Raw genomic sequence first — 18,464 nt, forward strand, 5'->3', positions numbered from 1 at the left:
GGATCGGCTGCGCGGGCGCAGAAGCCCGAGTCGGGCCGCCGACGCGTGTCGTGATCGGCGTTGCTCGGCTGAACCGAGCTCGATGGTCGGCCGAAGAAATGGCCGACAATGATTCTTGCCTCGACGGTACCAGCGCCTCGGACACCGCAACGGCAACAGCAGGCAGACGTCAGTACAACGGGACATGGCGGCACCGGATACCCGAGTCGGGACACGACAACATCCCATTGGAGCGGGATCGTGCGCGGTTCCACGGGCGGACGGGGTTGAATAGGGGGGATTGGCTATTCGCGGCCGATCGGAGGAGGCTCGACGGATGAGTCAGGAAAGCGGGCAAGGGTCCGGGCTGTTCAGCCATGACACCATTCCCATTCAGGTGTACACGCCTGCCGAGAGCAGTGACGTACATCATCAGCCGGTATTCAGTAGAGCCGAAGACGGCTCCGGGGCTGTCGGGGAGGTCACTCCGCCGCACGCCTGACGCCGGACACGACGCGAGCCCCCGCATCTCCTCGGAGATGCGGGGGCTCGCGTCGTTTCTGGCACCGAAACCTACAGTAAGTGAATCACCCATAGTGTAATGAAAGTCACTGACCAGCGACTTTATCGAATTCCTCACCAGCTATCGGCGACTTGATGTTCAATAAGTGAATATTCACTAGTCATCGTTGATGGGAACGACATGAGCAGACGCGCCGTCGTCGCCGGTGTGGGAATGATTCCGTTCACCACGCCGAGCCGGAGCCAGACCTACGACATCATGGGTACCGGTGCGGCGCGGGCCGCGCTGCTCGATGCCGGGGTCGAGTACGCCGAGATCCAGCAGGCCTACGCCGGATATGTCTACGGCGATTCGACCTGCGGGCAGGCCGTGCTCTACGGCCTCGGGCAGACCGGTATCCCGGTGATCAACGTCAACAACAACTGCTCGACCGGATCGTCGGCGTTGTTCCTCGCGCGCCAGGCGGTGGAATCCGGTGCCGCCGAGGCGGTTCTCGCCGTCGGCTTCGAGCAGATGCAGCGCGGGGCGCTGGCCCGCGGCTACGCCGACCGGCCCAGCCCGTTCGCGCGGTTCGACGAGGTGATGGACGAGATCCAGGAGCGCGACGAATCGCCCTTCGCGGCACAGATGTTCGGCGGGGCCGGGCGGCAGTACGCGGAAAAGTACGGCACCGCAGCCGAAACCTTCGCGAAGATCTCGGTGAAGTCGCGCAGGCACGCCGCCAACAATCCGTACGCGGTGTTCAAGGACCCGGTGACGGTGGCGGAAGTGCTTGCCTCGCCGCATATCTACGGCCCGCTGACCCGGCTGCAGTGCTGCCCGCCCACCTGCGGGGCGGCCGCCGCGGTCATCGTCAGCGAGGATTTCGCCAGGGCCAACGGCATCGATCCCTCGATCGTGATCAGGGCGCAGGCGATGACCACCGACTTCCCGTCGACCTTCACCGAGAAGGACATGACGAAGATCGTCGGCTACGACATGTCCAAGGCTGCGGCACAACAGGTTTACGAGGCGTCGGGCGTCTCGCCCGAGGACATCCGGGTGGTCGAACTGCACGACTGCTTCACCGCCAACGAACTGCTCACCTACGAGGCACTCGGGCTCACCCCGGAAGGCACGGCGGAACAGTTCGTCAACGACGGCGACAACACCTACGGCGGTCGGGTGGTGACGAATCCGTCCGGCGGGCTGCTGTCCAAGGGACATCCGCTCGGCGCGACCGGGCTGGCCCAGTGCGCCGAATTGGTATGGCAGCTGCGCGGACAGGCCGAGGGCCGTCAGGTGGCCGACGACTTGAAAGTCGCCCTGCAGCACAACATCGGGCTCGGCGGCGCGGCCGTGGTGACCCTGTACGAGAAGGTGAGTTGATCGAATGCCCTTGGACCAGAGCGTAATCGGTAAGCAGTTGGCGCCGAGCACCCTGACGGTGGACGCCGGGCGGCTGCGGTTCTTCGCCGCGGCGATCGGTGAACGGAACCCGATCTTCACCGACCTCGACGCCGCGAAGGCGGCGGGCTATTCGAATCTGCCGGTGCCGCCGACCTTCTTGTTCGGCATCGAACTGGACAATCCCGGCTCGTTCAGCTGGCTCACCGACCTCGGTGTCGATCTGCGCCGAATCCTGCACGGCGAGCAGTCGTTCACCTATCACGCCACCGCGGTGGCGGGCGACGTGCTGACCGCCACGCCGACCATCGGCAACGTCTACAGCAAGAAGGGCGGCGCGCTGGACTTCATCGAGAAGACCTCCACCGTCACCCGCGCCGACGGCACCCTCGTCGCCGAGCTGAAATCCGTGATCGTCGTGCGCAACCCGGAGGCCGCGAAATGACCGACATCGCCTCGATCGAGATCGGCGCCGAGCTGCCGCCGCTGCGGGTGCCACCGATCTCGCGAACCACATTGGCGCTGTTCGCCGGTGCGTCCGGCGACCACAACCCGATGCACATCGACATCGATGTGGCGAAGTCCGCCGGGCTCGATGACGTCTTCGCGCACGGCATGCTGTCGATGGCATACCTCGGCCGCCTGCTCACCGACTGGGTTGCCCCGCAGTCGATTCGGAGCTATCAGGTGCGTTTCGCAGCGATCACGCCGGTGCACGCGCAGCCGACCGCGACCGGCACCGTCGTAGCGATCGATACCGTGGACGGCGAACGCCGCGCCACCCTGAACCTCGCCGTCACCCTCGCCGACGGCACCGTCACACTCACCGGCGACGCCGTCGTCGCACTCTGAAAGGACTTGCAGCACATGGGAACTCTGGATGGCAAGGTCGCTATCGTCTCCGGCTCCGGCCGTGGCATCGGCCGCGAGATCGCGCTCAAACTGGCCAGTGAAGGTGCGAAGGTCGTGGTGAACGATCTCGACGCCGAACCGGCCAAGGAGACCGTCGCCGCCGTTGCAGCCGCTGGCGGGCAAGCTGTTTCGTGCGTCGGCAGCGTCACCGAAGACGGCTTCGCGGAACGGTTCGTGCAGACCGCCGTCGACGAGTTCGGCGGGCTGGACATCATCATCAACAACGCCGGCTACACCTGGGACTCGGTCATCCAGAAGATGACCGACGAACAGTGGGACGCCATCCTCGACGTACACCTCAAGGCGCCGTTCCGGATCCTGCGGGCCGCGCAGCCGGTGATCGCGGCGGCGGTGAAGCAGGCCAAGGCGGCCGGCGAACCGGTGCCGTGCCGCAAGGTTGTCAACATCTCTTCGATGGCGGGCACCGGAGGCAATGCGGGACAGGCGAATTACTCGTCGGGCAAGGCGGGCGTGCTCGGCCTCACCAAGGCACTCGCCAAGGAGTGGGGCCGTTACAACGTCACCGTGAACGCGGTCGCGTTCGGCCTGATCAAGACCCGGCTCACCGAGGCGCCCGCGGGCACCGGCGGCACCATCGACGTGCAGGGCAAGGAGATCAAGGTCGGCGTGAATCCGAACCTGCTCGCCGCGATGGAGCAGATGATCCCGCTCGGCCGCGGCGGCACGCCGGCCGAGGCCGCCGGTGCGGTGTATCTGCTCTGCCTGCCCGAGTCCGACTATGTCAGCGCGCAGACCCTGGTCTGTGGCGGCGGCTTCAACATCTAGAAACCAGGGACCGCAATGTATGTGACCCAATCCCTGCACCGCAATCTGCAGCAGAATCCGGATCGCCGGCTGACGATCTATGGCGATCGGGTGCGCACGGTGGCCGAATCGGCCGCTCGCATAGCGCGATTCGCCGGTGCGCTCGCCGCGCTCGGTGTACGGCCGGGTGATCGGGTCGGCATGCTGGCGTTGAATTCCGATCGCTATTACGAATATTTGTATGCGGTGCCGTGGATCGGGGCCGCGGTCAACCCGGTGAACATTCGGTGGAGTCCGGCGGAGATCGTCTATTCGCTGCGCGAATCCGATACCAAGGTGCTGCTGGTGGACGACGCTTTCGTCGCCGTGATTCCCACACTGCGGCAAGAGTTTCCGGAGCTGACGGCGGTGATCTTCTGCGGCGACGGCGAACCGCCCGCCGACGTACTGCACTACGAGACGCTCATCGCTGAGCACGATCCGGTCGAGGACACCAGAACCGGCGGCGACAGTCTGGCCGGTGTCTTCTACACCGGCGGCACCACCGGGCATCCCAAAGGCGTGATGCTCAGCCACGACAACCTGATCCTGTCCGCGCTCGGCGGCATCGCGGGCGGCGAATTCGTCACGCGGGGCGGCACTGTGCTGCATGCGGCGCCGATGTTCCATCTCGCGGATATCGCGATGCTGACGGCCGGCAACCTGGTCAACGGGACGCACGTGATCGTGCCGATGTTCACCCCGGTGAGTGTCATGCGGGCGATCACTGAGCACGAGGTCACCAATCTGTTGTTGGTGCCCACCATGATTCAGCTGCTCGTCGACGATCCGGCCGTTGCGGATTTCGATCTCAGTGCGGTCCAGACGGTCACCTACGGTGCGTCGCCGATCTCCGAGGCCGTCCTCAGCCGGGCCCGAAAGGTCTTTCCCACAGCGGGATTCACCCAGGCGTACGGCATGACCGAGCTGGCGCCGGTCGCCACGCTGCTCTCGCCCGCCGACCACGACAATCCGGCACTGCGGCGCTCGGCGGGCCGCGCCACCCCGCACGTCGAGGTGCGCATCGTCGATCCCGACGACAACGAGGTGCCGCGCGGTGCGGTCGGTGAGGTCGTCGTGCGCGGCGACAGCGTCATGCTCGGCTACTGGAATCGGCCGCAGGACACCGCCGTTGCCGTGCGCGGCGGCTGGATGCACACCGGCGACGGCGGCCGGATGGACGAGAACGGTTACGTGTTCATCGTCGACCGGATCAAGGACATGATCATCACCGGCGGCGAGAACGTGTACTCCGCGGAGGTGGAGAACGCCCTCGCGGCCCATGCGGCGGTGGCCGCATGCGCGGTGATCGGCGTGCCGGACGAGGAATGGGGCGAGCGGGTGCACGCCGTCGTGGTGTTGCTGCCCGGCGCGCAGGCCACCGAGGAGGAACTGCGCGCGCATTGCAAAACGCTGATCGCCGGCTACAAGTCGCCGCGCACGGTGGAGTTCACCGACGCGTTGCCGATGTCGGGCGCCGGTAAGATCCTCAAGCGCGAACTTCGCAAGAAGTACTGGGATCCCAGCGACAGTCAAGTTTCCTGAGGGAGCGATAGCGAATGGTGAACGGGCCGGGCGTGGTCCGTCCGGCCCGTGGCACCAGGCCGGCGAATCGGCGCGCCCTGATCGTCGCGGCGGCCGCGGAGCTGTTCTGCCGCAACGGATACGCGAATGTGGGGATGGGCGAGGTCGCCGAGGCGGTGGCGATCGGGCCGTCCGCGCTGTACCGGCATTTCCGCGGCAAGCAGAACCTGCTGGCGACGGTGGTGGACGAGGCGTTGACCGCGTTCGCCGCCGCGGTCGACACGGCAGCGCGCGAACCCGACGACATCGCGCGCACACTGGCCACGACCGTGCTGGCCCGCCGCGACGTCGGGGTGCTGTGGCGGCGCGAAGCCCGGCACCTGTCCGAAGACGATCGGGTCGCATTTCGCATCCAGGCGAGGAAGATCGGCGCCCGCCTCGCCGAGATCATCGCCGCGCGCCGTCCCGAACTGGATCCCGCGGCGGCCGACCTGCTCTCCTGGGCGACGCTGGCGGTCGCCAATAGCGTGTCTTTCCACGGACTTTCGCTGCCCGAGCCTGAATTCAGCACGCTGCTCGGCGAATTCATCGCCGCAGTGATCTCCGCGCCCCGACCGGCCCTGGGAGAACGACAGGACCGTCACGTCGTGCCGCCGCCGCTGGCCGCGCGCTCGCGCCGTGAAGCCATCCTGACCGAGGCGACCACGCTCTTCGCCGAACGCGGCTTCATGAGCGTCAGCATGGACGAAATCGGCGCCGCCGTAGGCATTGCCGGCCCGAGTGTCTACAACCACTTCTCTGGAAAAGTGGACATCCTGATGGCCGCCATCGTCCGTGGCGACGAATGGCTGCGCATCGACATGAACCGCGCCCTCGCGCAGGCCGCTGACCCGCGCGACGGACTCGAACGCCTGCTCGCGGGCTACGGCGCGTTCGTCTTCGAGAATCCCTATCTCATGCAGACTCTCGTCTCGGAGGCCAGGCACCTCCCCGAGGCGGACCGGCAGCGCACCAAGGCGGCACAGCGGGCCTACATCGCCGAATGGGTGCATCTACTGCGCAGACTGCACCCCGACTGGGACCCGATTCCCGCGAGGATGCGAGTCCAAGCCGCGCAATCGATGCTGAACGATCTCGCCCTGATCCCGCGCCTGCGCGCGTTTCCCGACCTCGTGTCCGCGGCGGCGGCGCTGGGCGCCGAGGTGCTCGGTCTGTCCTGACTATGCGGCGCTGCTGGATAACAGCGCCACCGGCCGCACGGCGACGGCTTCTACCCCGCGCGGTCGCACCGCACAGGTGAACACGACCGGCTGCCCCGCGGTGAGCGTCTTGAAGCCGGGGGAGTCGATGCTGGAGTACTCCACGAAGACACCACCCGGATACTCCGCGGCTTCGAGAAAGCCGAAGCCCTTCCCGGTGTCGAACCAGAGCACCGTGCCACGCACCCAGGTCTCGCCCTCGGTCGTCACACCGCCTCGTATGCGGCGGCGCACTCGCTGGAACCGGGCTGCATCACCTGTTGCCACCAGGACGCGAGCGGGCTCGGGTCGGGCCACACGACGGTGGGACCGGTTCGGACAGCGTTGCTGGTGGGGACTTTGCTGGTACTTGTGAAGTTGTCTGGACGGACCACGACGGAGGATCTCCTCAGAATCGGTACGTTGCGCGGGCACCCCGCGGTAGCCGGATGCCCGCAACGGCGTTACCGAAACTGTAAGCAGCCGAACGGGTTTTCGCCGTCGGTTCATAGCCGATCGGTACTACGTCACATTCCGTCGACGACCCGGCGACCGCCCGACCGGCACGACGGTTCGCTGCACCGGCCCGATCGCTTCGGTGAACGCGCAGTTCCAAGCCTCAGCCGCGCAGTATCGCGACGACGAAGACGATCAGAAACCCGGTCCACAGGTAACCGAGAATCAGCGCGGTGATCGCGAGTCCGTCACCCTGCTCGCCCGTGGCCTGTATTTCGGAGCGAGCGATGTGCCCCAACGGGATCGCGAGCGGGGCGATCAGGAAGGCACAGACAAACGCCGCCACCGCCCAAGAGTTGGTGCGAGTTGATGATGGCGCGACGCGGAGAATTTTGTCGGCCAGCACTGCCTTACCGTCTTGGGTGTACCCGGCGACGGCGAATACCGGTTCGCCGTCGGCGGTGAATCCGATCGGTGCGAGCGTCGATGGGGGTTCGTCGAGGTGGTTCGAGGAGACGCGCTCAGCCCAGTCCGGGCCGGCCGGGTCGCCGTTTCGACCGGTTCCACACTTCCAACAGGTGTCGAAGGAGGACGGATGACGCTCCCCACAGGTTGGACAACCCCATTCGCCCGCAGCCGTTTTCGCGGGTGACTTGTGGCCCGGTCGGCCGCGATCTGCACGAGTTCTGGGGCTCATCGGTTATCTCTTCTCACGACGCGCCCGACAGCCGTCAGCTGGTCGAGTTTCCGGTGGTTGCGCATCGGCGACTGGCCAGATCGCCGATCAGCAATTTTATGCTTGCCGTACGAGCGACGCTGTCGATCGATCGACGGACAAGTTGTCACCGGCGGAATGCTCGGCGGGCGAGACCCGGATGGGTGCCGAACAGAACTGGCCGGGCCGCTCGGCCCGGCCAGTGCGGCGTGCGGCTCGCTGGTCAGCCGTCGATCAGGCGGCCCACGGGCCGACGCCGCCGACCTTTTCGATGCGGATGCGGGTCAGCAGCCCGGGGGGTGCGTCGGCGGGCGGGAAGGCGGCACCCGGGCTGGCCAGCGTCTTGGCCAGTTCGGCGAGGAGTTCGGGGGCGCCGCCCTCGACGATGCGGGCGGTTCCGGTGATCGAGAGGTAGGGCCGCATGACCTCGCCGCGCTCGGCGGCGAGGATGGTCACCGCGACCCGGCCGTCGCGGCGGACGTTGCGGACCTTCCGGTATTCGCCGAGGTGGGCGGTGACGAGTTCGTCGCCGTCCGGCGTCGATTGCAGGGCCACCCACACCACGCTCACCTGCGGGCTGCCGTCCGGGTTGATCGTGACCAGCGTTGCGTCGGCACCGGCCCCGATGAGTGCGCGAGCAGAGTCGTCGAGTTGCATGATGTGTTCTACCACCGGGTCGGCGTATTCATTCCCTGCCAACACGGCCGAGGATCGTGTCGGGCCGCTGTACTAACGTCGCTGCCATGCGGCTTCACGTGGGCTGTGCGATGTGGACGCACGCGGCATGGCAGGACTGGCAACCGGCCTCGGGAGAGCGGCTGGCCGCCTATGCCGAACGGTGCAACGCGGTCGAGGGCAACACCACCTTTTATGCGATACCGGCCCGGCGCACGGTCGAGTCGTGGGCCGCGCAGACCGCGACCGACTTCCGGTTCGTGATCAAGCTGCACAAGTCGATCACGCACGAGCGCAGGCTCACCGGCGTCGACGAGGAGATGCGCGCGTTCCTGTCGGCGATCGAACCGCTCGGCCCGCGGACACACGCCCTGTGGGTGCAGCTGCCCGGCTCGTTCGGTCCGAACGATCTCGGCGCGCTCGCGCTCTTCTTGCGGCGGCTGCCGGAGTACTACCGCTCGGCGGTCGAGGTGCGCCATCCAGCGTTCTTCGAGAACGAGCAGGTCGCCAGGCAATTAGAGAGCGTGCTCGGTCGCGTCGGCGCGGAATGGATTCCCTTCGACACCACAACCCTTTTCGACGGGCTCCCGGTCACCGCCGCCGAGCAGGAGGCGTATTCGAAGAAGCCGCGCCTGCCGCGCCGGACCCGCGCGCTCACCGAGTTCCCGATCGTCAGATACCACGGCCGCGACTCGACCGACCACACCGTCGAGGGCTGGCAGCCGTGGATCGGCACGGTCGCGGACTGGCTGCGCGAAGGCCGTTCGCCCACCGTCTTCATCCACACCCCGGACAACGCCCAGGGCGTGACGCTCGCTCGCCGTTTTCACGCGGAGGTGGCGGCAGCGGTCCCGGAGTTGACGCCGCTGCCCGAACCAGCGCCTATCGAGCCGATGACCCTTTTCTGACCGCCGAGGCACCGTAGGCGACGGCGAGAATCAATGCGCAGCCGATGATTTGGACCGGCGCGGGCCGCTCGCCGAGGATCAGCGCGCCGAGCAGCAGCGAGCCGACCGGCGTCAACAGCAGCAGCGCCGCGCCGACCGAACTGGGCACGTGCGGCGAATACCGCGCGACGAGCAGCCAGCCGATCACCCCGTTGGTGAGCGCGGTGAGCGCGATCCAGCCGAGTGCCGCACCGCCGATATGCAGCGTCGACGGGAACCCGCGCAGCAGCGCCCAAGCTAGCGCGGCAACAGCGGGGACGGCGATCGATACGGCATAGGTCTGCAGGTTGCGCCCCTGTCTTCCGCTGCGCCGCAACAGAAAAAGGAAACCGGAATAGCAGATACCCGCCAGGATGGCATGCACGGCACCCGCCACCGGTGCAGGGCCGGTACTGCCCTGCTGGAGCAACCCGCTGGCCGCGGTCAGGCCGAAGATCATGATCGGCAGCGCGAAAATCACACGCCTACTGGGCCTTTCGCGATCGATCAGCAAAGCGAGCAGCGGCACGACCACTACCTGCACGTTCACCAGCACAGTGGTGAGTCCGGCACCGGCCTCCAAAATCGCCGCGCCCCACCAGAACATGTCGGCGGCGAAGAACGCTCCGCAGAGCAGCGCGAGGCCCCACTCACGTGGGTCGAGCACACCGTTACGCCGACTCTCCAACCACGCGAAGACCGCAAGCGCAGGCAAGGCCAACGCACAGCGATAGAACGTCGACACCTCGGTCGGCGCGTTCGCCAACGCGATGAGCACCCCCGACGTCGAAACCGCCAGCGCGCCAACAGCAATGCCGATCGTCGCGCCGGTGGTTCCCGCCGCGACGATCTGGTGGACGGGTGCGTCCGTCCGCTGCCCGGTCATCCGATGACTGTGACACGGTCCACCCGGGATCGCGACGGATTATCGAGCGGCTTACCGGCTACCGATGGGCTGCTGCAGCAGCCCGGCGAGTATCGTACCCGCGCCTTGCAGCCAGATTGGCCAGCTAGCCGGATCCAGCGCCATCGAGCCCTCGTCGTGGATGGAGCAGCCGGGCTCGGCGGGGACGCCGTCGAACCGGTCCTTCATCCACAGCAGTACTCGCGCGATGCTGTCGATTTCGAGCGTGATGTGTTCGCTGAAATGGTCACGGGTGTAGTGAACCTGCGCCTGGGGGTCGCGGCAGTATTCGCCGACCAGTGTGTTGACCGGGCCGACCGGGGCGATCCAGTCGGGGTTCGAGTTGAAGATGAACATGGGCATCTTCGGCACCGAATGACCCATCCGGAGTGCGTCGAACACCTTGGTGGGGACGGGATCGTCGAGCGCGTTGGGCACGTCGTACAAGCCGTCGGTCAGGTTCATGAACGGGAGCAGCGCCGCAGAATAGAGACACAACGAGTTCTTGACCGGAGTAAGCGCCTTGCCGATCGGTTTCATGTGCTGGTCGTTGTAGGCGGCCAATTCCGGATACTCCCGCGCGACACCGAGCAGTCCCGAAAAGATCAGCCCGGCACCCAGATTGCCGCTGGCCATCTGATACATCGCCTTGATGTCGGCGGGCACGCCGCCCTCGGACACGCCGACAATATTGAGCTCCGGCGCGTACGACGCGGCCAGCTCGGCGGTGTGGCCGGTGGTGATCGCGCCGCCGGAGTACCCGGCCAGGCCCACCTTGGTCTGCGGTTCGAGACCCATCGGCTGGAAGTTCTCCGCCGCCCGGACACCGTCCAGGGTGATGCGTGCGCCGAGTGGACCGGCTGCGAACGCGGAGTCCGGTCCCTCATGATCCGGCATCGCCACCGCCCAGCCCGCGCCGAGCGCGGTCAGCGGCAGCACGAACTCGAACGGGATGTCGAACTGCCCGGTGATATTGCCCGGTATCGAAGCCTGTTGCAGCACATAGGATGCCGCGCAGTACTGCGCGTTCGAATCCTGCGGGAACTGATACGACAGCAGCGGGCGCGGCGCGCCGCCATTGTCGCCGCGCGGCTTCATCAGCGTGGTGACGGCGGCAATCGGTTCGTCCCTGGTGTTGGTGGACCGGTACGACAGCTGCCAGGCGTCGATATTGAACGGAATGACCGAATAGAACGCCAGATGCACCTCGCGGGCCGCGATGATTTCGCCCGGCTTCTTCGCGGCGACGACATCCGCAGGCGGTGCGTAGAATCCCGGATCGAGTTCCGGCGGCGCGGGCGGAATCGGGAACGGCAGCGGCGGTTGCACCGGAACCTGCTGCAGGACAGGGTTTTGCTCGGCCGGTGCCGCAATTGCCGGTATTCCGACAGCTACTTGCAGGGAAGTCGCGATCAGGATGATGTAGGACGCAGTGCGGATTCGCCCGATTCCTCCGGATAAGTCAATATTCATTGAGCTACTTTCGCTGGTGACCTGTGCTGATGAGATCCAGAAGCGGATCTGTCGGGCACAGAAATTATTCCGGCCACGACCGCGTGCCGGTATTCGGCGCGCCGCGCGTAACCCACCAGAATGTCTGTAAGGCTAAGTAACAGCAAATGCTAGAACTGATCACGGGTCCAGAGGCAACGTACTAATTTATCGACCTTTCGACTGTGCACATTGCACATATCTATGACGATCAGACCGGTTTGTCAGTAGTCGATACCGCGCCTGCCCGATTCGCGCGGTACGGGATATTCCTCAGCCAACTCGTTCCGAAAATCGGCATACCCATGGGTCTTTCGCTCTCGACCCGCCGATCATCCGGCCTGCGGCCGAAGCGAGGCGCGGTCCGCGCGGAGTTGTGCTCGATAACAATCCACCGCGACAGCGTTGGTGGCTGAGCCAAGAGCCGCTGGCCCCGTCTCTGGCACGCTCATAGGTGCGCTATCCCGGATTTCGGTTGCGGCCATCCCCGAGGAGCCCCTCTTGTCCACGCTCGATCGCACCTATGACCAGCTCGCTCGTTCCGAAGCTGCGGCCCGGCCGCGGGTCGACCGGTGATGCTCTCCACGATCATCCGGACGATCGAGGTGAACGGCGTGCCGATCGGCTACACCGACACCGGCGATCCGAACGGCCGATCCGACACTCCCGTCATCGTTTTCGGGCACAGCCTCCTGTTCGGCGGCTGGATGTTCCGCGCACAGATCGCCGCGCTGCGTGAGCACTACCGCTGCGTCGCCATCGACTGGCGCGGACAGGGCGGCACCCAGCCCACCAAGGACGGCTACGACATGGACACGCTCACCGCCGACGCGGTCGGGCTGATCCGGGCACTCGGCCTCCCGCCGGTGCACTGGGTCGGCATCGGCATGGGCGGTTTCGTCGGGCAACGGGTCGCCGCCCGGCACGGTGAACTGCTGCGCTCACTCACTCTGCTGTCCACCAGCGCGGGCTCCCAGGACCGCAGCAAGGTCGGCAAGTACACCCGGCTCACCTGGGCGGTGCGCCTTTTCGGCGTCGACGCGGTCCGCGGCAAGGTCGCGCGGCTGCTGTTCGGTCCCGCGTTCCTGGCCGATCCTGCCGCCGCGGCCACCATCGACGAATGGGCCGAGCGGCTCGATCGCGTCGACCCCGTCGGCACCCGCCGGGCGATCCGCGGCGCGATCGGACGCGCGCCCGCCGATCGGGAGATCTCCGGCATCACCGCGCCGACCCTGGTCGCCGTCGGCGCCGACGACGCGGTGACCCCGATCGCCGACGCGTGGCGGCTCACCGAGCTGATTCCCAAGGCGCGGTTCGAGGTGATCGAGAATGCCGGGCACTGCTGCGTTTTGGAGCAACCCGGCGTCGTTACCGCACTGGTGCAGAGCTTTCTGGCCGATATCGACGGATAAGGACCACCGTGCCGCGTTTTCCGCGCTCAGGCAATTGCTCGATCCGGCTGTGGGGTAAGGATTTTGTCGCCGTAGGTCTGCGCACAGCGCAGCGCCAATTCGATATAGGTCGCGCGTTCCTCGATGGAATGGCCGAGCAATTCTTCGGATTGGTTGATGCGATAGCGAACAGTGTTGGGGTGCACGTTCAATTGTTGTGCGGTGGCCGGTGCGTTGCGGCCACTGGCCAGGTAGGCGAGCAGCGTTTCGCGCAATCGGGCGGTGGTCTCGTCGGGGCTCGTCAATGCGCCCAATTCCCTTGTCGCCATGACCCGCATCGCCTCGACGCTGCCGTCACCGGTGGTGAGGCAGACCAATTCGACGTCGGCGTAACGGATCACCGTCGGTGTGTAATCGGTCGCGATCGCCACCCGCTGTGCGGCGAGCGCCTCGCGGTGACTCTGCCGGAACCCGGCGATGTCCGGCGCCGACGAGCCGATGGCGGCGTGCAGGCCCGGCTGCCCGACCGTGGGCAGGGCGGAGAGGTCCGGCACGCCCGTCGTGGCGACCCAGGCCCACATGCCGCGCACACCGGACGAGAGCATCAGTGGTCGCGGCGCGTCGAGCACCGCGGCGATGTCGTTGCCGAACTTCTCCAGCGTGCGCACCGGATCCGCGGTGGTCACCGACTCGTCGGCCCACAGCACGATCGCGGTCTGGTACCTGCGCAGCGAATGGCCGAGCTGCGTTTCGGCGTGATCGATGTCGACCGCGTCGCCGCGCAGCAGCGAACCGGCCAGCCCGAACCGGCGGGCCAGCGCGCCGCGCTGCCACTGCTCACGCTCGTCGGTATAGACCGCGACGGATGCCTCGACGCAGGTGTCGGTCCATTCGAGCACCCGATCCCAGAACAGCAGCAGGACCGCGCTGCGCAGCTGGTCGTCCTCGATCGCCTTGTTCAGGAAGTCGGTGATGAACTGCCAGAGCATGGCCTGCCCGACCCGGTAGGTCCGCATCACCACGTCGATCCCGAAGCCGCGCCGGGCGACGGTCCGCGACAGCGCGAGCACCTCCGCCGGCGGGTGCACCTCGAAGACTTCCCGGCTCACCATGGCGAGGAAGCTGCGCCAGTGCGCGCGCGTCGCGGCGTGCAGCATTTCGGCGAGTTCGGCATCGCCGGGCAGTTGTGCGTTGACCTCGTTGATCCTGCCGTCGACCAGGTCGACCAGCTGTTGGGTCTGCTCGTCGTTGCGAGCCTGTGCCCCGAACTGGACGAGCCAGTCGAGGGCTTCCTGATCCAAGGCAGTCATAGCCCACATTCTGCTGCGCTGTCTGCTCGGGCGCGGCGCATTCGTCCTATCGGTGCGACGAGATGTCAAGGAGTGCTGCCTACTTCGGGCTTCGACCGAACTGTCGACGGCGATTACCGACTGGTCGGCATCCATGGCTGATTTTCCTGTCTGAAAAGTTCGCGACGCACACTGCGGAATGCGGCTCGTCGCGCGGCGGATAGGTAATCTGAGCACGTTCCATTCAGCGCTGACCCAACACGCGGAGGGCCGTAATGAACGGATCGTCGATCAGCGAACTACCCAGCACCGCCGAAACGTATTGGTCGGTTTGTCAAGCGGATTCGTGGGCATAACCCCGCCATGAAACCGGAGGAGGCCGCGCGCCGTTTGCTGGCGGACATTTTGGTGCGCTATACGTCGGTGGAAGAATTCATCGGCCTACTACGTGTCGACCCCCTGGTCGACACCACGGAACTCCCTCCGATATCGGCTTATCTCTGGACCATTCCGACGTAGCACCAGGCTTCGACGGAACTATCGGCCTCCGATGGATCGCGGTCGGCGCGACTCGATGTCGTGCACGAGATCGGTCCATTGGATCGCGAGCGCGGCGAGCCGGGACCACGCGGCGTGTACCCGTTGTTCCGGCACGTTGTCGGCGGTCATCAGCAGGTGATCGGCGAGGATCTGGGCGGCGGCCATCCGGTCGACCGTGCTGCCGAGTGACTCGGCGGGCCGGCCCTTCGCGCGCCGCGGCGTCACCTGCTTGGCCACCCATTCATCGATCACCGTGACGACTTCGCTACGGCGACAGTCGATTTCCACCAGGCGCTCGGGCTGTGCGCGGCGGGTATGGTGCAGTTGCGCCAACGCTCGCGCCAATTGGATGACGAGGTGGTCGCCGGGTCGGTCGCCGGTGTGCATGCGCAGCGCGGCGGACAGTTCGTGCCAGTCCGGCAGCAGCGGCCGGATGCCGCCGTCTTCGATGGGCATCGCTCGCGGTCCCTCGGCGGTCTGCACGGTCACGTGACGGAGTCGGCGCGACCCGGCGCGGGCACCTGGCAAACGCGACCAGCTCGTGCCTCACTGCGGAGACTTTGCGTCATGGTTCGCGCGCGCTGCCGCGCGTCCGCCATCTCTCGGTAGTCCAGCTGCGTGGGCAAGGTTGGCCTTCCCTAGCGACGGTCGAGGTGCATCCGGCGTCGGCGACCAGCCATATTCCTCTGGGCAGACCGGCCGCTCTGCGCGTACCCGAGATAAGGGAGCAAACGCCCGGCGCCGGATGCACCTTCAAGTTTCGTCCCCCGGGGGGCCGTGCGTAAGCCGAATTCAGGTCATTTCGCGCTCGGTTTGGCCTCTTTGGTTATGCCTGGGCAATCCGCGTCGAGTTACTAAGTTAGATTGATAAATCTGATTGATCAGGTAGCCTTAGCATGTGACCGACGATCTGGACGCCGCTGATGTTGCCTCCGCCCTGCTGACCGGCCTCGGCGCACTGTTGCGCCGGCTGCGTCATCTGCAGCTGGAGGATGCGCTCACGATGCCCGAGCGCACCGCGTTGTCACGGCTGGATCGCGAGGGGCCGGCCACCTCGGCGGAACTTGCGCGCAAGGAGCAGATCACGCCGCAGGCCATGGGGGCGACGTTGAGCGCGTTGCAAGCTCGCGGCCTGATCGAGCGCAACTCGGACCCGGCGGATCGCAGGCGGGTCGTCCTCGCGGTGACACCCGTCGGCGCCCAGGTATTGACTGAAAAGCGCAGTGCGAAAACCGAATTGATGGCCCGAGTGCTCGCCCAGGAGTTCACACCGGCGCAGTTGAAGCAGCTGGCCGTAGCCGCCCCGCTGATCGAGCGGCTCGCGCACAACATCTGATCCCCGACGTTCGATAGGCGCATGTGACGATGATCGATCTGCAACAGCAGCGCACCGACGCTCACACGACCGACGGATACAAGTGGGCGGCGCTGACCAATACCACTGCGGCAGTGTTCATGTCGGCGCTGGACGGTTCGATCGTGTTGATCGCGCTGCCCGCGATCTTCCGCGGCATTCATCTGGATCCGTTGGCGCCGGGCAACATTGCCTATCTGCTGTGGATGATCATGGGGTACCGGCTGGTGCAAGCGGTGCTGACGGTGACCGTCGGCAGGCTCGGCGACATGTACGGCCGGGTGCGGATCTACAACGCCGGGTTCGCGGTGTTCACCGTCGCGTCGATGCTGCTGTCGGTCGATCCGTTCGACGGCGGGCACGCGGCCATGTGGCTGATCGGCTGGCGAGTGGCGCAGGCCATCGGCGGGTCGATGCTCACGGCCAACTCGGCCGCCATCCTCACCGACGCGTTTCCGGAGCGGCAGCGCGGTTTCGCGCTGGGCATCAACCAGGTCGCCGCGCTGGCCGGGATGTTCATCGGCCTGGTCGCGGGCGGACTGCTGGTCGCGTGGGACTGGCGGGCGGTGTTCTGGGTGAACGTGCCCATCGGGCTGTTCTTCACGGTCTGGGCCTACCGCACGCTGCGCGAGACCAGCGGGGCCGGCGGCGGGCGCATCGACTGGTGGGGCAACGTCACCTTCGCGGTCGGGTTGAGCGCGATCCTGGTGGCGGCCACCTTCGGTTTGCAGCCGCACGGCGGACACACCATGGGCTGGACCAGTCCGGCGGTGCTCGGTCTCGGCGCGGCCGGACTCGGGCTGCTCGCGGCGTTCGTCGTCATCGAGCAGCGGGTGCGCATGCCGATGATCGATCTGAGCCTGTTCCGGGTGCGCGCCTTCACCGCGGGCAACCTGGCCGGCCTGGCCATCGCGATCGGTCGCGGCGGGCTGCAATTCATCCTGATCATCTGGCTGCAGGGCATCTGGCTGCCGCTGCACGGCTACGACTACGCCGACACCCCACTGTGGGCAGGCATCTTCCTGTTGCCGCTGACCGCGGGATTCCTTGCGGCCGGACCTGTTTCGGGCTATCTGTCGGATCGGTTCGGTTCGCGCGGCCTGGCCGGCAGCGGTGCGTGGTTGTTCGGCGCCAGCTTCGTCGGGTTGCTGCTGCTGCCGATCAACTTCAGCTACTGGATCTTCGCGGTGCTGATCGCGATCAACGGGATCGCCAGTGGCATGTTCGCCGCACCCAACTCCTCGGCGATCATGGGCAGCGTGCGCCCGGATCGGCGCGGCGTCGCCTCGGGGGTCCGCTCGACCTTCCAGAACACCGGCACCGCCGTGTCGATCGCGGTGTTCTTCGCCCTCATGATCGCCGGACTGGCGAACAGCCTGCCCAGTACGCTCACCAATGGCCTTGAACAGCAAGGTGTTCCGGCCGCCGTGGCCGCCCAGGCCGCCACCTTGCCGCCGGTGGCCACCCTGTTCGCCGCCCAGCTCGGCGTCAATCCGATCCAGCACACGCTCGAGCCGAGCGGGGTGCTGCCGACCCTCACCAGCGCGCAGCAGCAGACCTTGACCGGGCGAGAGTTCTTCCCGCAGTTGATCTCCGGTCCGTTCCACACCGGTCTGGTCATCGTGTTCGCCTTCGGCGCGGTGCTCGCCGCACTCGCCGCGATCGCGGTACTGCGCGGCGGCCGACGCAAAGCCGAACCGCCGGAGCGCGACTCGGCCGCCGACCCGGATCCCACGATTGTCTGACAACCTCTAGGAGAAACACCCATGGCACTCAGTACCCTCGACGCACGCACCGCGCTCGTCCTCATCGACCTGCAGCAAGGCATCACCGCGATACCGGGCGCGCCGCACTCGATGCCCGAGGTCATCGCCCGCGCCACCGAACTCGCCGACGCCTTCCGTGCCCATCAGCTGCCCGTCATCCTGGTACGGGTCAGCGGAGCGCCCGATGGCTCCGACTTCGCGCAGGGCCGCACCGACGCCCCGCGCCGCACCGGCGGCACCCGCCCCGACGGCTGGGACGTCATCGTCGACGAATTGGCCGGGCACGCCGAGGATCTCGTCGTGACCAAACGCAACGTCGGCGCGTTCTACGGCACCGACCTCGAACTGCACCTGCGCCGCCGCGGCATCACCCAGATCGTGCTGGCCGGGGTCGCCACCAGCATGGGCGTCGAATCCACCGCCCGCGCCGCGCACGACCACGGTTATCACGTCACCCTGGCCACCGACGCCAGCACCGACATGGACGAAACCATCCATCAGCACAGCATCGACCGGATCCTCCCGCGCTTCGCCGAGACCGGCACCACCGCCGAGATCCTCGAACTGCTGGAGAAGACTCGCTAGTCGACA

20 protein-coding genes are annotated in these 18,464 nt (G+C 66.6%); 13 read left to right on the top strand and 7 right to left on the bottom strand.

The annotated features are described in order from the left end of the window. Positions 1 to 316 precede the first annotated feature (316 nt). The 7 genes from ABZ942_RS37885 to ABZ942_RS37915 all read left to right on the top strand — a co-directional run bounded on the left by ABZ942_RS37885 (position 317) and on the right by ABZ942_RS37915 (position 6,348). Positions 317 to 481 (top strand): hypothetical protein, encoded by a 165-nt coding sequence (locus tag ABZ942_RS37885; RefSeq protein ID WP_357390862.1) that lies wholly within the window; start codon positions 317 to 319, stop codon positions 479 to 481. Between the two features lie 201 nt (positions 482 to 682). Next, entirely contained in the window at positions 683 to 1,870 is a 1,188-nt protein-coding gene (locus tag ABZ942_RS37890) for a lipid-transfer protein (protein WP_357390863.1), read from the top strand. A 4-nt stretch (positions 1,871 to 1,874) separates the two neighbouring features. Continuing rightward, positions 1,875 to 2,333, top strand: a complete 459-nt coding sequence (locus tag ABZ942_RS37895; RefSeq protein ID WP_357390865.1) for a MaoC family dehydratase N-terminal domain-containing protein — start codon at positions 1,875 to 1,877, stop codon at positions 2,331 to 2,333. Continuing rightward, on the top strand, positions 2,330 to 2,740 hold the full coding sequence (locus tag ABZ942_RS37900) for a MaoC/PaaZ C-terminal domain-containing protein (protein ID WP_357390867.1): 411 nt from the start codon (positions 2,330 to 2,332) through the stop codon (positions 2,738 to 2,740). The genes ABZ942_RS37895 and ABZ942_RS37900 overlap by 4 nt, the downstream gene beginning before the upstream one ends. Before the next feature lie 15 nt (positions 2,741 to 2,755). Beyond that, the gene (locus ABZ942_RS37905; protein ID WP_357390869.1) at positions 2,756 to 3,586 is read left to right on the top strand and encodes an SDR family oxidoreductase; all 831 of its coding nucleotides are present in this window, start codon (positions 2,756 to 2,758) and stop codon (positions 3,584 to 3,586) included. A gap of 15 nt (positions 3,587 to 3,601) precedes the next feature. Then, complete coding sequence (locus ABZ942_RS37910) at positions 3,602 to 5,149, top strand: long-chain fatty acid--CoA ligase (RefSeq protein ID WP_357390871.1); 1,548 nt, start codon at positions 3,602 to 3,604, stop codon at positions 5,147 to 5,149. A 14-nt stretch (positions 5,150 to 5,163) separates the two neighbouring features. After that, positions 5,164 to 6,348 (top strand): TetR/AcrR family transcriptional regulator, encoded by a 1,185-nt coding sequence (locus ABZ942_RS37915; RefSeq protein ID WP_357390873.1) that lies wholly within the window; start codon positions 5,164 to 5,166, stop codon positions 6,346 to 6,348. Here the strand turns inward: ABZ942_RS37915 and ABZ942_RS37920 are convergent, their stop codons facing one another. The 3 genes from ABZ942_RS37920 to ABZ942_RS37930 form a co-directional block, all read right to left on the bottom strand. Beyond that, positions 6,349 to 6,597 carry a cold shock domain-containing protein gene (locus ABZ942_RS37920; protein WP_357390875.1) on the bottom strand — a complete coding sequence of 83 codons (249 nt, stop codon included), beginning with the start codon at positions 6,595 to 6,597 and terminating at the stop codon, positions 6,349 to 6,351. A 388-nt stretch (positions 6,598 to 6,985) separates the two neighbouring features. Then, on the bottom strand, positions 6,986 to 7,519 hold the full coding sequence (locus ABZ942_RS37925) for a DUF4190 domain-containing protein (protein WP_357390877.1): 534 nt from the start codon (positions 7,517 to 7,519) through the stop codon (positions 6,986 to 6,988). A gap of 252 nt (positions 7,520 to 7,771) precedes the next feature. Further along, complete coding sequence (locus tag ABZ942_RS37930; protein WP_357391168.1) at positions 7,772 to 8,194, bottom strand: TIGR03618 family F420-dependent PPOX class oxidoreductase; 423 nt, start codon at positions 8,192 to 8,194, stop codon at positions 7,772 to 7,774. Positions 8,195 to 8,280: 86 nt separating this feature from the next. Here ABZ942_RS37930 and ABZ942_RS37935 point away from each other — a divergent pair, with 86 nt between their 5' ends. Next, on the top strand, positions 8,281 to 9,120 hold the full coding sequence (locus ABZ942_RS37935; RefSeq protein WP_357390879.1) for a DUF72 domain-containing protein: 840 nt from the start codon (positions 8,281 to 8,283) through the stop codon (positions 9,118 to 9,120). Here ABZ942_RS37935 and ABZ942_RS37940 read toward each other — a convergent pair. Together ABZ942_RS37940 and ABZ942_RS37945 are read right to left on the bottom strand one after the other, a co-directional pair. Continuing rightward, on the bottom strand, positions 9,095 to 10,024 hold the full coding sequence (locus ABZ942_RS37940) for a DMT family transporter (RefSeq protein WP_357390881.1): 930 nt from the start codon (positions 10,022 to 10,024) through the stop codon (positions 9,095 to 9,097). The genes ABZ942_RS37935 and ABZ942_RS37940 overlap by 26 nt on opposite strands. A gap of 51 nt (positions 10,025 to 10,075) precedes the next feature. Continuing rightward, positions 10,076 to 11,515, bottom strand: a complete 1,440-nt coding sequence (locus tag ABZ942_RS37945) for a lipase family protein (protein WP_357390883.1) — start codon at positions 11,513 to 11,515, stop codon at positions 10,076 to 10,078. A 593-nt stretch (positions 11,516 to 12,108) separates the two neighbouring features. Between ABZ942_RS37945 and ABZ942_RS37950 the strand changes: the two genes are divergently transcribed. Continuing rightward, a complete protein-coding gene (locus tag ABZ942_RS37950; protein ID WP_357391170.1) occupies positions 12,109 to 12,945 on the top strand; it encodes an alpha/beta fold hydrolase in 837 nt (278 codons plus the stop codon). 26 nt (positions 12,946 to 12,971) lie between these two features. Here the strand turns inward: ABZ942_RS37950 and ABZ942_RS37955 are convergent, their stop codons facing one another. Continuing rightward, on the bottom strand, positions 12,972 to 14,234 hold the full coding sequence (locus ABZ942_RS37955) for a helix-turn-helix domain-containing protein (protein WP_357390885.1): 1,263 nt from the start codon (positions 14,232 to 14,234) through the stop codon (positions 12,972 to 12,974). A gap of 342 nt (positions 14,235 to 14,576) precedes the next feature. Here ABZ942_RS37955 and ABZ942_RS37960 point away from each other — a divergent pair, with 342 nt between their 5' ends. Beyond that, the gene (locus ABZ942_RS37960; RefSeq protein ID WP_357390887.1) at positions 14,577 to 14,732 is read left to right on the top strand and encodes a hypothetical protein; all 156 of its coding nucleotides are present in this window, start codon (positions 14,577 to 14,579) and stop codon (positions 14,730 to 14,732) included. A gap of 18 nt (positions 14,733 to 14,750) precedes the next feature. Here the strand turns inward: ABZ942_RS37960 and ABZ942_RS37965 are convergent, their stop codons facing one another. Continuing rightward, complete coding sequence (locus ABZ942_RS37965) at positions 14,751 to 15,242, bottom strand: DUF4254 domain-containing protein (RefSeq protein WP_357390889.1); 492 nt, start codon at positions 15,240 to 15,242, stop codon at positions 14,751 to 14,753. Between the two features lie 409 nt (positions 15,243 to 15,651). Here ABZ942_RS37965 and ABZ942_RS37970 point away from each other — a divergent pair, with 409 nt between their 5' ends. From ABZ942_RS37970 to ABZ942_RS37980, 3 genes are read left to right on the top strand one after another with little or no spacing between them, the layout of a single operon-like run. Then, positions 15,652 to 16,089 carry a MarR family transcriptional regulator gene (locus tag ABZ942_RS37970; protein ID WP_357390891.1) on the top strand — a complete coding sequence of 146 codons (438 nt, stop codon included), beginning with the start codon at positions 15,652 to 15,654 and terminating at the stop codon, positions 16,087 to 16,089. Between the two features lie 29 nt (positions 16,090 to 16,118). Next, entirely contained in the window at positions 16,119 to 17,852 is a 1,734-nt protein-coding gene (locus tag ABZ942_RS37975) for an MFS transporter (RefSeq protein ID WP_357390893.1), read from the top strand. A 21-nt stretch (positions 17,853 to 17,873) separates the two neighbouring features. Beyond that, positions 17,874 to 18,458 (top strand): isochorismatase family protein, encoded by a 585-nt coding sequence (locus ABZ942_RS37980; protein WP_357390895.1) that lies wholly within the window; start codon positions 17,874 to 17,876, stop codon positions 18,456 to 18,458. The last annotated feature ends 6 nt before the right edge of the window (positions 18,459 to 18,464 follow it).

The organism is Nocardia sp. NPDC046473, from assembly GCF_040645995.1.
Taxonomy (GTDB): domain Bacteria; phylum Actinomycetota; class Actinomycetes; order Mycobacteriales; family Mycobacteriaceae; genus Nocardia.